2 protein-coding genes (1 of these 2 only partly in view) are annotated in these 18,314 nt (G+C 44.0%); both read right to left on the bottom strand.

Features of this window, described 5'->3' with window-relative positions; all coding sequences use genetic code 11:
- Window positions 1-36: 36 nt before the first annotated feature.
- On the bottom strand, window positions 37-16,767 hold the full coding sequence (locus tag N483_RS24280) for a non-ribosomal peptide synthetase (protein ID WP_023398719.1): 16,731 nt from the start codon (window positions 16,765-16,767) through the stop codon (window positions 37-39).
- Window positions 16,764-18,314 carry the 3' end of a non-ribosomal peptide synthetase gene (locus N483_RS24275; protein WP_023398718.1) on the bottom strand. Its footprint extends 10,950 nt past the window's final position, so only the last 1,551 of its 12,501 coding nucleotides appear in the window; its start codon lies beyond the right edge, outside the window; it ends in the stop codon at window positions 16,764-16,766. The genes N483_RS24280 and N483_RS24275 overlap by 4 nt, the downstream gene beginning before the upstream one ends.

Raw genomic sequence — 18,314 nt, 5'->3', positions numbered from 1 at the left:
AATTTGCCACCAGCCTTTTATTATTTTGACTTAACGTTACAGTTCCCAAACATCTTCTTCGGCATCACTACTGTCATCTGCACGCTGGGAAATTAGCCCCTCTTTGAGTCGCACTGCGGTATCTATGACTTTTACAAGCTCAGAAACCACTGGCTGCTCAAGAATTTCTTGTAAGGACAGCTCTATATCAAACTGATGTTGAATAGAAGTGTACATACGCGCTGCTAATAGCGAGTGACCGCCCAAATCAAAGAAGTTATCTTCAAGCCCAACTCGTTCGATTTGCAAAAGCTCTTGCCATATATTGCAAATTTGATGTTCTAGCTCATTCGTCGGTGCAACATAAGTTTGCTCACGATGAAGTAGTTGTGGCACTGGCAATGATTTACGGTCAACTTTACCATTCACGGTTAGAGGCATTGCTTCCAAGCTAACATAATGATTAGGCACCATATAGTCTGGTAGTAATGACGCCAAATGCTCCTTGAACTGTGGCTTTTCAATATCCTTTATTGCAACAAAATATGCAACAATATTTTCAACACCATTTAACACACGAACATCGACAACAGCCTGCTCAACACCATCCATTAACATGATTTTATTTTCGATTTCTTCTAGCTCGATTCTAAATCCGCGGATTTTCACTTGTGTGTCGGCTCTGCCAACAAAACTAAACTCACCCGAAGGTAAAATACGTACAAGGTCACCCGTTTTATAAAACCTTTGCATAGTGCAGCCTGGCAACGTCATTTCGACAAACACCTTGGCGGTCAATTCCGGCGCATTGATATACCCCCTTGCTAGTTGATCACCTGCAAGGTAAAGCTCACCAATTGCCCCCACAGGACAAGGGTTGCCATTTTCATCTATCACAGCAGCTTGAAATCCTGGATAGACATGACCCAGACTGCGAGAATGAGATACAGACCAATCACTTGACATCGCCGTTACTGTCGTTTCAGTGGGACCATATTCATTGATTAAACGACAATGTTTCTGCCATTTTTCAACTGTCGATTCTGGACACGCCTCACCACCAAGGATGAGTGTTTCCAACTTAAACTCACTTTGCCAAGACAGCGATTCTAAAATCGAAGGGGTTAAAGAGATTTGTTGCACTTCAAAATCCACCAACTGTGTTGATAGGGACTTCTCAAAGCTGCCCAAGCACAAGGTGGCGCCTGAATACAAGCTGCTCCAAATGACACCAAGACCTGCATCGAATGCCGGGGACAATATTGACATGACTTTTGACTGTGGTGGCGTACCAACCAAGCTGTTATGATTTTGTACAAAACTAGCCAAAGCTAAATGCTCAATCATCACGCCTTTTGGCATACCAGTCGATCCTGAGGTATGAATGACATAGGCCAATTGCTGCTTCTGTACTGAGACCTGGTTATCAGGCCCGACGTTCTCTACCTCAACATTTTTGGCGTATTCAAATAGCTCGTCCAAGTTAAACTGTGCAGCTGACAAGTGCTCAAAAGGATGTGCCGTCGACGGACACACTAGATACTCTGCACCACTAGATTCGATCATTTTCTCAACACGCTGAGCTGGCAACCTTTGATCAAATGGTACATATACAGCCCCCATTTGCGACAGCGCAACCATTAACACTACATTTTTTACCGAATTCTCAGCAACCACACCAACTAAGCTATTTTGCCCAACACCTTTTTCATGCAGTGCAATAGATAAGGTATGCGCTGCTGTAACAAGTTGTGCATATGAAAGTTGCTCAACGCCATCGGTTAATGCCAACGCATCCGGCATTTCAGCCGCAAAACGTTTAACAGACTCATGCACTGCAATAAATGGCGCACTCGTTTCTGTCACTTTGACACTACCCTCGGTTACACTTGCTCTTTGATTTACAAGTGCTTGTGCAACTTCTAATTCAGGCGAAGACAACATGTTTTCTATGATCAGCAAATAATTGTCGCTCATTTGCTGAATCGTTTCGGCTTCAAAAAGATCAGTGCAGTATCCCAGTGAGAAACCTATCTCATCTTCATACTCCTCAACATCTAAGCTTAAATCTAGCTTGGCGACGAGTTGTTCGGCATGCATCGGGGAAATTTCAAAATCTGTAGTCTCCAATGCGTCAACCTTGTTCGTATTCATTGAGAATATGACTTGAACGAGTGGAGCATGTGACACACTGCGGGTGATATCCAATTCTGAAACTAACTTATCAAATGGATATGACTGATGGGACTGAGCAGCCAAGCTTGTCTGTTTAACTGTTTGTAGCAAAGAATCAAACGAAGACTGCGACTCAACACCCACTCTCATCACAACAAGGTTTACGAAGAAGCCAATTAATGGCTCAACTTCTTTGCGGTCCCTATTCGCTACTGGCGTACCAAACAAAATATCTGATTCGCCACTGTAACGATTCAACAGCACAGAGAACACAGTCTGCAGTGCCATTGACAGCGTCACCCCTCGGCTCTGACAGAATGCCTTGAGCTTATTTGTTTGCGCCTGATCAAGCTTAAATGGCACTGCGCTTCCGGCAAATGACTGTCGCGCAGGACGAACTTTATCCGTTGGAATTGAGTGAATTTGTGGACTCCCAGCAAGCGCCTCTGTCCAATAGGTCTGATCGGCAAGGTATTGCTGCTCACCTTCCCACGTACGCTGCCATACCGCATAATCTTGGTACTGTACAGGCAGCAGGTTGAGCTCGGCTTCACAATTGCGCTTTTTGGCCGCATAAATGGCATTGAACTCTTTCATCAAGATGCCAATTGACCAACCGTCAAAGACAATATGGTGGAAACACAGTAATAGCGCGCCACTTTCAACATCTAAACCGTTTGTGAGCTTGACGTAACTGGCTCTAACCAGTAGGTCTTTAGCAAGGTCAAACACCTTTGTGGCATTTTCAAATTGAATTTGCGCTACTTCATGCTGGCGAGCTTGCGCATCCAAATGACTCAGGTCGACTCGATGTAATTTAAACGGTTGAGCATGTTCATAAGTGATCTGAGGCTGCTCGTCCACCGTCACAAAGTTACTTCTGAGCACCTGATGGCGCGCAACAATTTCGCCTAATGTCTGCTCAATCAGATCAACATCAAATTGGCCTGACACTTCAAAAGCAAGCGGCATGTTATATTGCGAACTGCCTTGGCCCATTTGGTCGATAAACCAAAGGCGCTCTTGTGCATGTGTCAGTGGATAGTGCGTCATATCGAGTGATGCAGGTTGAATTGCAGGCGTAAAGGTCGCCGCATCGGCTTGCTCTATCACTGCACCTTGTCCTGACAAAGAGGATGCATCAAATATTTGATGAAGCGAAATCTCAACGTTAAACGTCTCTCTAATTGCGGTTATTAGCTGTATTGCCAGCAGTGAGTGACCGCCTAACAAGAAAAAGTCACTATCTTGTGTAATAGCTGCCAATTCCACTTCAAGCAATTGTGCCCAGATGTTTGCGAGCTGGTTTTCTATTTCACCTACAGGGCCAGACGAACTGGCTTGCGTTGAGTGTGCTTGCCATTTTGGTAATGCCTTTCTATCGACTTTACCATTGGCAGTTAATGGCAACTGCGCTAAAAACACATACTGGCTAGGGCACATATAGTCATTGAGCTCTAACGCCAAAGATGCTCTTAAACTACGTTCCAGCTCCGCCAAATCCATATCAATGTCACAAGCAATATAGGCAACAAGGTGTTGAGCCGCAGTATCGTCTAACATCACATGAGCAGCAGAAATGCTTTGATGGCTCAGCAGGTGATGCTCTATCTCGCCTGTTTCTATGCGATAACCACGTACCTTCACTTGCTCATCAACTCGGCTGATAAACTCAAGATCGCCGTCATGCCTGTAGCGAACAATGTCACCCGTGCGGTAATAAGTAAGCGCTTTGCTGGTGTCATCGGAAAACTCAATAAACTTTTCTTGGGTAAGCGCTGAACGATTCATATACCCTTTAGTAACACCTGCTCCCCCGATATACAGCTCTCCTTTAGCGCCTTTGGGAACGGCTCTACCGTCTTTGTCCAATACGCGTAGAACAGTATTGTGAATTGGCGTACCAATTGGCACTGACCCCGCCGTTTGTCCTGCGTTTTCATGCGCTAAGATTTTAAATACAACACAACCTACGGTCGCTTCTGTCGGTCCATACTCATTGATAATACAGGCGTTTGGCATCACACTGTTGCGCCACTGCTCAACAGTACCCCAACTCAAATTTTCACCTCCAACAATGCACATATGCTCAACCTTTGTCTGCGACTGGCCGTACAACTTGGCAAGTGCATTTAAGTGCGACGGTGTCAATTTAAACAACATTGGAGATGCAGCATTTGCAATAAATGCGGCCAGTGAATCTAGCTCGCGACTTCCCTGCTCAATCAATACAACTTCTTTGCCGCATACTAATGGGGTAAACACGCTGGTAATCGTCGCATCAAAGCTCAGAGACGTACTCACTACAGCACCTTTTACGCCATCAAAATACTGCGACGCTGCATAGTTCAAGTAGTGGGCTAAATTAGCATGTGATACGGCAACGCCTTTAGGTTTACCCGTAGAACCTGAGGTGTATATTACGTAGGCCGTATCTGATGACTGGATTGAAACCTTTGCGTCCTGTAACTCTTGCTCGGAACATTGATACCAATCTTCATCAAACAGCTCATCATCGAGCATCATGAAGTCAACACCGTCTAGCGGCACACTTTCAATAGTGTGTTCATCCACCAACATCAATTCCATGCCACAGTCATCAATAATATGATTAATACGTGCACTGGGCGTTTTAGCATCAATGGGAACGTAAAAGCCACCCGCTTTTAAAACAGCAAGCATGGCAACCGTACTCTTAACACTGCGCTCCATGCAAATACCAACTGCTTGGCCAGACACCAACCCCTCATCTTGCAACGCAACGGCTAAGTGAGCCACTTTTTTCGCTAAGTCCTGATAATTCAGTTCGCCGTCCTCTGAAGACACAGCAGGTGACATCGGTAATTGCTGTGCATACTCTGCAACCTTGTCGTTTAGCGTAAAGAATGGGATAGACTCGATACCACTTTCGCTTTCTTGTAACGCTTCTTCAGCTGCATCAACTGCTAAATCAATATCACATACGCGCGCTTGTGCCTTTTCAACAAGCTGTAGTAGTACCGCCTTAAGTTGTTGACCCACAGTTTCTATATCAGCTGTGCTGTATTGCCCCAAGTGGTATTCAAATCGAATCGATAAGGTGTCGCCTAAATGCGCTATCAAGCTCAGCGGGAAGTTAGTGCGCGCATAAGGCTGCACATCGGTGATCACCAAACCAGCATTATTAACATGAGCACTCACATCTTTAATCGGGTAGTTTTCAAAGACAATCACACTGTTGTACAACTCACTGACAGCATGGCTATGAATGGCCGATTGAATTTCAGTCGCTGAAATAAAGTTATGTAACTCACGCTGACTCAATGCATCTCGTTGAGCAATTAAGAAATCACTGACCTTAACCGTGTCATCAACCTCGGCTCTGCAAGGTAAAGTGTTGATAAACAGTCCCACCATTTTGTCTATATTTTCAAGTGCAGGCGGTCTTCCTGCCGTTGTATAGCCAAAAGTCACTGTATTCTCTGAACTGTAACGGGATAGCAAGATAGCCCATGAAGACTGCAGCAATATATTCACAGTTGTCTTTATTTTTCTCGCGAACTCAACAAGAGACTGTGTTTGCTCCGAGGTCAACTGTAAAGCGAACTCTTCTTTCGACTCTGCTACTTTAGTAAGATCCATCAATGGAAGCGGTGTTGGCTCAAGATCATCGGATAGCTGCGCTTGCCAAAAGGTAAGCGACGCCGCTTGGTCCTGTTTATTTAACCACTGAATATAATTTTTGTATGGCACAACAGCTGGCAAGGTCACTGGCTTGTTTGTTAATTCAGCCTGATAAACCCTAGCCACCTCTTGAAACACCATGCTCATAGACCAACCATCCATCAAAGAATGATGGTGTGACCAAATCAAAACATAGCCATTTTCGCCCAAGTTCAGTAAATGGAATCTCATCAGCGGTGCATCAATGATGTTAAATTTGGTGTTTGCATCTTGGCAGCGAATTCGTTCTACTTCTTCTTGTTGTGCTGCTGCATCTAAATGAACAAGTGACACTTCGGACCAATTGAGCTCAACTTCATGCTGAACTAACTGATGGCAATGCCCTTCCTCAAACCCTACAAATGCAGTTTTAAAAATATCATGTCGATTTGCGATGTTATGCCATGCCGACTTCAATGTTTCGGGTATCACATGTTCAAAATCCAAACGGATCTGTGTTATGTAGGCGCCACTGTCCAGTTCACTATGGAACAATAGACCTTGCTGCATGCCTGTAGCTGGGTAAATATCTTGTACATCAAATTGAGACTGCCATTGTGTAAGCTTTTCAGCCGGAGCCAACGCCTCAGGGAATTGCTCGCTAATCGATTGCTCACCTAACGATGCAATGCAGTGGGATATAAGTCCTTGCAAGGCCTGTTGAAGGTAATTTGCCAACAAATCGGCTTGCTGTTGGCTAAAGTCAGATAAGTCAAAATTGATATTGAATTGCATACACCCATTAGTAACCATCGCAACTAAGCCCAATTTATAAGCCAGAGGTCGATTTCGGCTCGCACTATCACCTGTTGATTCCGCAGCAATGGAGAAAAACTCACCATCAACAGTGACATTGTCAAACTGGCCTAAATAGTTAAATTGGATTTTTGCTGGTTCATAATCACCCAACTCTTTTGCGAGGTCACTGCCCGCAATCACACCAAAACCAATGCCGTTTTCCGGAATATCTCGATAAGTATTTTTGACATGATTGATTATTTGCTCATACGTACATTCTCTTAAACTTTCCTCAGAGGCACCAAGAGCTACAGGGTAAATACTGGTAAACCAACCAACTGTCTCGGTCAGATCCAAGCTGCTATTGAGCGTTTCTCGACCATGCCCCTCCATATCTATTAAGAATTGATTCCCCCCACTCCACTGATGCAAAGCAATTAACAGAGAGCTCAACAGCAACTCGTTCACTTGCAAGTCATACTTTAAAATAGCCTGCGTAGTCAGTTGTCGAGTTTCTTTTTGAGTCAGGCTAATACGAGCTAGTGACTTTTGAACTTCTCGCTCTTTTATATCACACACTTCGTTAATGGGGAGAGGGCAAGTCTGCTTTGAAATAACCCCTTTCCAATACGGTAATTGCGCTGCCATACTTTCGTCAGCTGCATGCTTCTTAAGAAATGCCCCCCATGCTTTGTAAGAAGAGGATTTAGGTGCTAATTGGACACTGTCAAATGCATGGAACTGTGCAAACACAGCTTCAATATCAGACAGTAAAATACGCCATGACACACCATCCACAACAAGGTGATGTATCACAACAAATAAACGCCCTTCCCTTTCGTTATTGACATCCTCTATATAAACAAACTTCGCCAATGGCCCAGACAGCTCAAAACTTTGTTGATAGTTATTTAAGACTGCTGTCAGTTGCTTTTTATCGGACAAATCAAGCTTTTCAACCGCATAAAATTCACTCAATGACTGAGCCGTACTCACTTCATGATTCGCTTGCCAAATATTGCCGTCAAGTTTAAAGCTTAGCCTCAATGCATCGTGACGCTCAATCAGTGCTTCAACAATTGCAGTCAGTGCACTACTATTAAATTCCGGCGGTGTATTTAACAAAACAGCTTGGTTGTAATAATCCAGCTCTATCCCAGAGTTTAAAAATGCCCTTTGAATTGGCAACAGTGGCATCTGACCCTCAACTGCTTCTTGAGGTACCTCAAAGCCTTTATTTGTCGTCGCTTCACGCGACAATGACCGTATCGTTGAATACTCAAACAAGTCTGCCACTGTAAAGAAAATGCCCTGATGACGCGCTTTTGCAGCCACTTGGATCGCAAGAATAGAATCACCACCTAACTCAAAAAAGTCAGCTTGCACATCTAGCGAGTCTGGAGCAACCCTTAACACCATCGCCCAAACATTACGCATTTGTGTTTCGAGGCTTGTGGTAGGTTCTGTTATCTTCAAGCTGGATTGTATGCTGCTAATGTCGGGAAGCGATGCAACATCTACTTTCCCGCTTTTCGTCAATTTAAACTCATCCACGGCTACGACAATTTTAGGCAACATGTAATCTGGCAAGTGTTTTTCAAGATTCTGACGTATCTGATTATCTAGCGACATGCCATCGTTCGCAGCGTAATATGCCACCAGCACAGTTTGCTCAGAGCGCGCAGTCTCTGTGGGCTTTACATAACCGAACAATTGCCGACGACCGGCAACTTCTTTTGCCAACACTAGCGCAGAGTTTACATTCGACAGCTGCGCTAGCTGTGATTCAACTTCCCCTAGTTCTATCCTAAAGCCACGTATTTTTACTTGATCATCTACGCGACCCATAAATTCTAAGTTGCCATCAGGTAAATAACGGACTAAGTCTCCTGTTCGATACAATCGCTTCGAACTACCCGGTACGCTTGCATCGTAATAAGGGTTATCAATGAAGCGCTGCGCAGTTAGCTCAGGGTGGTTTAAATACCCTCTGGCCAACCCAGCGCCACCGATATACAGCTCACCTGTCACACCAAAAGGCAGTAGCTGCTGAGTGTCTGACAACAGCAACATACTGGCATTGTCCATCGCTTTACCAATTGGGATAGTATTGTATGCATTTAAAACACCCCGAGTAATCGAGAAGCTCGTGCAGCCGATTGTCGACTCAGATGGACCATAATGGTTTACCAATCGACACGATGGGAAGGTTTCAAGACACTTTGATGCCAAGCCGTGTTCAAACGCTTCACCTCCTACAATAAACACATGCTCCGTATCAACTTGCTCGCCATTAAATTGGTCCAATAAAAGCATTAAGTGAGAAGGCGTCATTCGCACTAATCTGACCGAATCGCTACTGAGTGATTCTTTGACACAAGGCGCTAAGATATCTTCTTTACCGACAAGTTTTACCTCGTCACCATTAAGTAACGGTAAGTATAAACTTGGCAAACTCAAGTCAAAGCTCAGCGATGTGAATATGAGAGAACCCGCCACATTACCATCATAGTAATTGCGTTTATTTACAGACATGTAGTCCACTAAATTACGGTGTTCAACCATCACACCTTTTGGTTTGCCCGTAGAGCCCGACGTGTAAATCACATAAGCCAAATGAGTTGGCTCAAGCGCTAAAGTACTCAAGTTGGTCGTGTCATACTCAGCAAAAAGCTGATGATCACCCAGATCAATCACAGTACCAGTAAATGTGCTATCTAATACTTCAGTTGTCTGCCCTTCACACAACACAACCGTAAGACCTGCATCGTCAAGCATATGGTTCAATCGCGCTTGCGGATAACTCGGATCTAACGGCACATAAGCACCACCAGCTTTCAATACACCCAAGATACCGATGACCATTTCCAATGAACGCTCAACACATAAACCCACTAATGTATCTGGCTTCACGCCATACTGAGTCACTAAACAATGAGCAACTTGATTCGCACGCACATTCAACTCAGCATATGTTAAGTGTGTCTCTTCAAATGCCACTGCGATTTTATTAGGGTTGGCTGCTACCTGCGATTCAAACAATTCATGTACGCACTTTTCCTCTGAATAATTTGAGCCTGTGTCATTGAGTTGCGTTACTAGCTGATAACACTCAGATTGAGAAAGCATAGGCAAGCTGTGAGGCTCTACCTCACCATCAGTCACCGCACTGAGTGCAGTCAGTAAGCGACAGAAATGTTCATTTAATCTTGTGATAGCGGCTTCATTGAACAAACTCACATCATACGTCCAACTTAACCCAACCCCCTCATCATTGATGCTTACATCGATATTTAAATCGTGATCTGCTTTGACCATTTCTCGCGCACAGTCAGCTAGCTGCGAGTGTTCAGTGTGTGTTGAAAGCATAATCTGGAATAACGGGGAATGGGCCGTATCGATAGGCACCTTTAACACCTCAAGCAAACGCTCGAATGATACATTTTGATTAGACTGTGCAGCCAAATTGACACTTTGAATATGTGCCAAATACTCTGCCAACGTCTTATGTTTTGTGTCGACACGCAATACAAGTGCATTCATCGTGCACTGCTGCGCAGACTCCAAGTCGGATTGAGTTTGTTGTACTACAGGAGTTCCTATTACGATATCTGAACTATTACAGTGTTTCGATAAAAGGAGTGATACTGCACCATGGATCAACATAAATGGCGTTAATTGAAACTTCTGAGCCAATTGTTTTAGCTGTTGTGCAACTGAACTCGGTAAATTTCCGCTTACTACCGCACCTTGTTCCTGCTTGACTTCTGGGCGGGGGTAACTAAGTGGTAATCCGTGTACAGCAGGTGCATCATCTAATTGAGCTAACCAATATTTAAGCTGACTGTCTTGCACTTCTTTGGTCGAGCTTACCTGTGGCACGTGCGTTTCACTGTCCACCTTTTCAAGCGCTAATAACGCTTTTCTGTCTACTTTGCCATTTGGCGTCAATGGCCATTCGTCCACCTTCATCAATACACTCGGTATCATGTAATCAGGCAGCGTATCGCCAAGCTCTAACTTCACTGAACTGATAAAGTCACGATCCGTACTCAAACTACTTTCGGCTGTGGCTACAAACGCAGAATTTACCCCTTTAACCGCCAAAATTTGATGCTTTATTTCATTTAACTCAACTTTGTGTCCGCGAATTTTCACCTGTTCACTTTTACGTTCAATGAACTCCAATTTACCATTGGCTAGATAGCGAACCATATCGCCAGTGCGATAGAGTACAATTTTTTGGCCGTTTACCGTCTTTTCTGTAAACATTTTCTTGGTTAAATCAGGTAGGTTTGAATACCCTGTTGATAAACCCGCCCCGGCGATAAACAACTCACCCACAGACCCTAGTGGCACGCGTTGTAGGCTACCATTCAAAACAAACAAAGATGTGCCAGCTACTGGTGAGCCTATGGCCACACTCATTTGATCACTATTCGATGGAGTCTCGGGCGAGATCACCTCAAAACAACACCCGACAGTTGATTCTGTTGGGCCATACTCATTGATAAAGGTTGCATTTGATAGATGCTTTGAGCGCCACTTATTGATAGTTTTCCAATACAGTTCCTCACCACCGATAACCAAGGTGTGTGCAACAGGACTAGAGAATTCACTGAGTCTTTCTGCAACCAACGTCATTTGAGACGGCGTCATTTTAAACACACATGGCAGCTGACAAAATTTCAAAAATCCCGCAATTGATGCAGTATCATTATCATCATCTGCTAAGAAATTCACAGTACCACCAACGGTAAGTGGGCCCAACAAGCTGGTGATGGTTGCATCAACACTTAATGTAGAGCTCACTAAGCTTTGTGTCGCGTTATTAAAATAATGTGATTTAGCATGTGCAAGATAGGCACTCAAACTAGCGTGTGAAACTTCAACCCCTTGTGGTATGCCCGTAGAGCCAGAGGTGAACAGCACATATGCTATTTGCTGTAAACCTGGTAGAGAAAACGGCTCATCATCGGCGAAATCTTCTAACCAATCATCTTGTGTAATATCTCCTTCAAGCACAAGCTCAGAAACACCTGCAACATTAAAAGGCAATACTTGCGATTCATGAGAGATAATTACACCAGCCTGCATTTGCTCGATGATTACTTGATTGCGCAGGGCAGGGTCTTGAACATCAAGTGGCACATAGCTGGCGCCAGACTTCATTACCGCCAGTACAGAAACCAGTGATTCTATACTTCTGTCTAAGTAAATACCGACTTTGTCGCTTTCACCTACATCTTCTTCACGTAAAGCACATGCTAAGTTATTGACCCGTTTATTGAGTTTCGAATAAGTTAAGCTCTGACCTGACATGGAGACCGCAATGGCGTTCGAGTTTTGTTCAACTTGCTGAGCAAATAACTCTACAACACTTGTCGCACCCAATTTTTTGGCCTGAACACCGTGCTGTTCAAACGCTACAAGCGCTTCCACTTCAGTTGGCTCTAACAGCGAGTCAAAATCAATTTCTTGAGTATGGTCTTCTACGATCTGAGTAATAATTTTCTGTAAGTAATCTCTTATTCTTTGAACGTATTGCAGGTCGAATTGTTTAACGTTCGTGTGAATTCTAAAGCCAAGAGCGTTATTAGACTGGTTGTTGATGAACTTAACCGATAACATAATATCTGTTTTCTCAAAAAAGCTACCGCTTTCAACCGCCACTTCATCAGATATGTTTTTATAGACATGAAAATCAATAAAGCTAAATGCAGCAGAGCCGAATTCAAGTTTCGAGGCTCGCTGTATCTCAATTAGAGGGTAGCTTCGGTGTGACATCAACTCCACGCTTTCACTATGCACTCTTTTTATCAATTGCTGCCATGACCCTTTCGATACATCTATTCTCATAGGAAGAGAATTCAAAAATAAGCCAAGTGTTTGCTCACTGCCCGATAGCTCAGGTCGACTATTGCTGATCACAGAGGTTACAACATCTTCTTGCCCACCTAAAAATGCCATTAAAGCAGTGTGTGCACTAAGTAATATACTTTTCTCACTTACTTTTAACTGTTTAGCGATCGCGTTCAGTCTTTCGCGCTGCTCCGCACTGAGTTCAGACACAACCTCTAGTGGATTCCCTTTTTCAAAATTAGACCACCAAGGTAAGTTTGCATTTTCTAATTGCGTCTTAAAATACTGACGACTCTTGCCCGACTCTACCGCAGCCATTTCTTGCGCAACGTTTAATGAATAAGCAGGCGGTTTTGGTTGAATAAGTAGCTCTTGTCCTGCTAATAAACGTTTGTATTGATTTATCAGTTCGGTATTGAATGAAGCAAAGCTCCAACCATCTAACAGTGAGTGATGGAACGAGATATGGAGGTAGATATCGTCATCAGTGATTGTATGCACAGCCATACGCCATGGCAATTCACCCATCTCAAACGGCGATGCGAGCTCACTTGCTAAGCACTGTTGTTCGTAAAGTGCCAAGTCATTGAGCTCGTCATCTGTTATCGCTCTGACTTTCAGTGGTAATGTAATGCGCTCATAAATTACTTGAATTGGTTGAGCACAACAGTATTCAAATGTTGACCTGAGAACCGAATGACGCTCTACAACAGCACTTAATGCCTGTGCAAATAGCTCCGGATGCCATTGTATTTTTAGTCGCACGCTTGGTACGTCGTGGTAAGTCCCCCCTCCCACATCAAGCATGTTGTGGATCAGCATACCTTGTTGGGTTGCTGTCAATGGAAAAGCGTCTTCAATTGGCGCACTTGTCATTTGCGGTAACGCCTGCCGTTGCTCTTCTGTCAGTAACGCAAATGGTTCACCCTTAACTTCAGTGGTTGATTCAGTATTCCCTTGCTCAATCGCCGCTGCTAGAGATGCGACAGATTGGTAACTAAATAGGTCTTTAACAGAGATCTGTAAACCTATTTTCGCCGCATTGGCAACCAATGAAATTGCGCGAATCGAGTCTCCACCTAGGTTGAAAAAGTTATCCTGAATCCCCACTTTTTCGCATCCTAGAGTCTGCTCAAAGACAGTACAAAGCTGTCGTTGAACTAGGGTTTCTGGCGCGTGATACTCTTCACTCACATAGTTTACCGACAAAGACAATAATGCACTGCGATTGAGCTTGCCATTTACCGTCATGGGCAGCTCTTCTAGCATGGCATAAGCCGTCGGGACCATGTGTTTTGGCAGTTTCACTTGCAAATAGCTGTGCAACGTTCGCAACAGAGCTTGAAAATCGTCGGCCTCAGCATCGTCGACCAAAGTAAAGTAAACAGCTAACTCATGACCAGATTGCTCTGTCGGCTTTGTTAATACTGCACATGACTTTATGTACGGGTGTTGATTTAAACTCGCTTCAATTTCACCGAGCTCAATACGGAAACCTCGAATTTTGACTTGCTCATCAATACGCCCTAAATACTGTAGACTCATGTCATCCAACCAGCGGACAAGGTCACCACTGCGGTATATTACGGCATTTGACTCGGCGCTAAATGGATCGGCAATAAACTTCTCAGTATTCAGCTCTGGTCGATTCAAATACCCATTTGTAACACCTTGACCGCCAACCCAAAGCTCCCCTGGGACCCCAGGAGGCTGACAATTTCCATGTTCATCAACAACGTAACAAGTCAAATCTTGTAACGGCTTACCAATAAGGCTGATGCCTTGCTCACAGTGTGCGCGCTCTATTTTTTGGTAGGTAACATGTACTGTGGTTTCTGTAATACCATACATATTGATCAGCTGTGTAGTCTCACTACCATAGCGATCCATCCACGGCGACAGTTTGGTAAAGTTCAGATATTCTCCACCAAATACGACGTAGCGCAGTTGATGTGGGCTATTGTGCTCGAGCACATATTCTGACAATTGATAAAAAGCTGAAGCTGTTTGGCTCAACACGGTGACACCGTGCGCCGCTAAAAGTTCGGCAAATCGCTGCGGCGAGCGACTGTCTTCATAAGACACCATCACCGTCTTCGCGCCGTATAATAACGCCCCCCAAAGCTCCCAAACAGAAAAGTCAAAGGCAGTAGAATGGAAGCAACTCCACACGTCTTGCTCACTAAACTGGAACTGTTGTTCCGAAGATTTAAATAATCGCAGAACATTTTTATGAGTAACTTGAACGCCTTTGGGCAACCCTGAAGAACCTGATGTATAAATAATGTAAGCCAGCAGGCTTTCTGGTAGTTCAGTCGTTACATTTGCACAGCTTAATGACGATAGCGCGTCAATACACTTAGTGTCATCAAGCGCAATACATTCAATGCGATCAGAACCCAACACAGGCAGACTCTGCAACGACGCTGAAGTAATAACCACCTTTATATCGCTGTCTTGGATAATATGCGTCAAGCGCGCTTCTGGATAATCTGGGTCCATAGGCACATAGGTACCCCCAACTTTCAGCGTTGCCAGCATCGCAACCACAAATTCAGTTGAGCGAGATAAACATATACCTACTTTATCGGACACCTTGGTACCGTGTGCGGTTAAATAGCGGGCCAATCTATTTGCTTGTTCATTGAGCTCTTGATATGACAATGAGTGTGCCTCATCACATACCGCGATACGCGTAGGGTGAGACGCCGAAATTTCTTCAAACTGTTGATGTAAATACTGATTTACTGATACTGGAGAATAGGCAGATTTGACTTCATCAATAAGTATTTGCTGCTTTTGCTGATCAACCAATTGAATATCTGCAATATTTACGTCTTTATTTGCAACCACTTGCTGACATACAGTACAGAAGTACTGTGCAAGACTTGCTATGTATTGTTCAGAAAATAGTGCGCTATCATAGGTAAACATCATTTCTAATGCATTGGTGTCCATACCCACTTCAAGCATCAAGTCAAAATTAGCCGATGTGTGTTCAATGTTGACCGGTGTTAAGCCCCACAACATGTCTCTTGGCTGTGCTTGGCTGCTCTGGTGCACTGAAAGTACAATTTGGAATAGCGGCGCCATTTGCGGGTTTCGCTCGATGCCGCAGTGCTCTAGTACCCTATCAAAAGGGACATCTTGATGTTGTAGTGCACCAAGGTTCACCTCTTTAACATACTCTAAAAAGTCACTAAATGAGGTGTAACCGTCACTATCCGTTCTCAACGATAAGAAATTAACAAAAAAACCTATCATACCTTCCAATTGGCTATTACTACGACCTGCACTCGGGGTGCCAATAACCACATCAGAATTACGCGTTGCTTTAGTAAGCATCAGAGCAAATATTGCATGGACCAATACAAATGGCGTTACAGACTGCGACTTAGCTAAGTCATCTAATGCATGTTTGGTTTGCGCTGGCAGCGAAAAGCGATGCTTGTTTCCCATTTTTTGATTTACTTCGGGCCTATTGCGCTGCAATGCAAGCTCATGTGTGACTGGCGCATCTGCTAGTTGTTTGTGCCAGTAATCGAGCTGGGCTTTAAAAATGCCCTTATCTACTTGCTTGTTTTGCCACACTGCGAAGTCGCGATACTGTACATCCAATGTCTCTTGGACAATATCCTGACCAGCATAGAGCTGACTGTAGTTTTGCATAAACTCAGCCATTAAAATCTCAAGTGACCACTCATCAAATGCAATATGGTGAATATTAAATACGATCACACCAATGTCTTGGGCCTTTTTTAAATAGCTTACTCGCAGCACCAGCTCCGATGCTAAGTCAAATGGCCTGCTAGCCTCTTCCTCTATAAAGAGTTGAATGCCGTCTGCATCTTGTGTGAAGTCATACTCTGATATGGCAAATTCAAAATCAGGCAATACTTGCTGACGCCCCTGTCCGGCGTCGTTGATATACACAGTTCTAAGCACTTCATGTTTTTCAATTATCGCAGTCAATGCCTTAGATGCCGTAGAGATGTCAAACTCTCCATTGACTTCAAATGCCCAAGGAATATTGTAGCTGGCGCTACTTTGTTCAATCTGATCAATAAACCACAGCCTTTGCTGTGCAAAAGAAAGTGGGTAACTATTGGCGTATTCGGCAGTTTTGATTTCTTCTTCTACGTTGGTCAACTTGCTTAAGTGCTCAATAATCTCATTCTTATGTAATTTTAGTTTTTCGAAAGTTTGACTATCCAACGCCCCTTTCGGGGCATCAACGCTTAACTTTCCACTATTTACTGCTAAGAACACTTGTTTTTTTTGTAGTTCTAAAATAAAGGTCATTATATTCATAGTTCAAACATCTCTCTGTCACCGCTTTGTTGAGCCGTGTTGTCTTTTCCTTTGTGTACTAATAAATCTATATATGAAGCTAATTGGTGGATCGTCGAATACTCGTACAATACGTTCACTGAGATATTCACTGAATAGGCTTTTTTCACTTCGTTGGTAAGTCGCACCATCATCAGTGAGTTGCCAGCGTTTTGATAAAAAGAAGCGTGAATATCCACAAGGTTTAGCTCAACTTCAAACAACGCAGCCCAATGCTGTGCTAAAAACCGCTCAGTCTCAGTTTCTGGCCCAGTTATTTTCTCTGGTTCTTTGGACGCAGCAGAGGCCGATAGCTCACTGAAAGCCAGTAAAGCTTCTCTGTCTATTTTGCCAACATTGGTGCGAGGCCAAGATTCTACGGCCACTATCGAGTCTGGCTGCATGTAGTAAGGGAGGCTCACCGCCAGCGACTTGCGCACTTGTTCCAACTCATCATGATTGTTTAATTCAGTTGAGTTGAGGACTACAAAGGCCGCGATGGTGTGTTCATTGCTTGGTGTTACATACGCTTTGTCTACAAAGTCAATACTCAGTAGCTTGTGCTCTATCTCTCCCAGCTCAACCCTAAATCCTTTAATATTTACCTGATGGTCATTGCGACCAATGTATTCGTATCCCCCATCAGCTAAACACTTAACCAAATCGCCTGTTTTGTAATACAAAGTACTTTGCTCATCACCGAAGTTAAGATGAACAAACCGATCCTTCGTCAGCGCTTCTTTGTGCAGGTAACCGCGCGATACCCCTGCGCCTGCAATATAGAGCTCACCTTCGTCCCCCGCCGCGACTTTTTCGCCTTGGTCATTTAAAACCAAGAATTCAACACCTTTGATAGGCACACCAATCTTGCTATTTACGCTCGGCTGGTAAATATCTTTCATCGTGACCTGATAGAACATTGAATAAATGGTGGTCTCGGTAACACCATAACCGTTGAGCAGCGCAGGCTTCGCCGTGCCATACCTTTCTACCCACGGCTGTAAATCAGCAAATTTCAACGCCTCACCAGAAAACACCACATACTTAAGGTTTAAGGAGGTGTCTTTTTCGAGTTGTACATCAACTAAATGACCAAATGCGGTTGGCGTTTGACACAGCATCGTGACTTGCTGCTCTAATAGCACGTCATACAATGCTTGTGGTGAACGAGCCGTCCAATAAGGGACAACCACAATTTTAGCGCCGCGCGTTAAGGCACCCCACAATTCCCATACGGATACATCAAATGAAAAGGAGTGGGACAGCGACCATACGTCATCTGCATCCAGCGTGAAGTGCTCTTGGTAGTTGGCAAATGTCTGAGATAGGTTGCCCTGTTCGACCATCACACCCTTTGGCTTTCCTGTAGAGCCTGAAGTATAAGTCACATAGGCTAACTCTTGAGCACACACATTGATGCCGGGGTTTGCTTTGGATTGAACAGCCAATGCGGCCTGTAAGTCAGGCTCAGATAAACTCACTAAGGGGCTGTGCTCAGCCATTGTTGCCATGTTAACTGACGCATCTGC

The organism is Pseudoalteromonas luteoviolacea NCIMB 1944 (assembly GCF_001625565.1).
GTDB lineage: Bacteria > Pseudomonadota > Gammaproteobacteria > Enterobacterales > Alteromonadaceae > Pseudoalteromonas > Pseudoalteromonas luteoviolacea_F.
The sequence above is the reverse complement of the archived record's forward strand: the minus strand, read 5'-3'. Positions and strand labels throughout refer to the sequence as shown.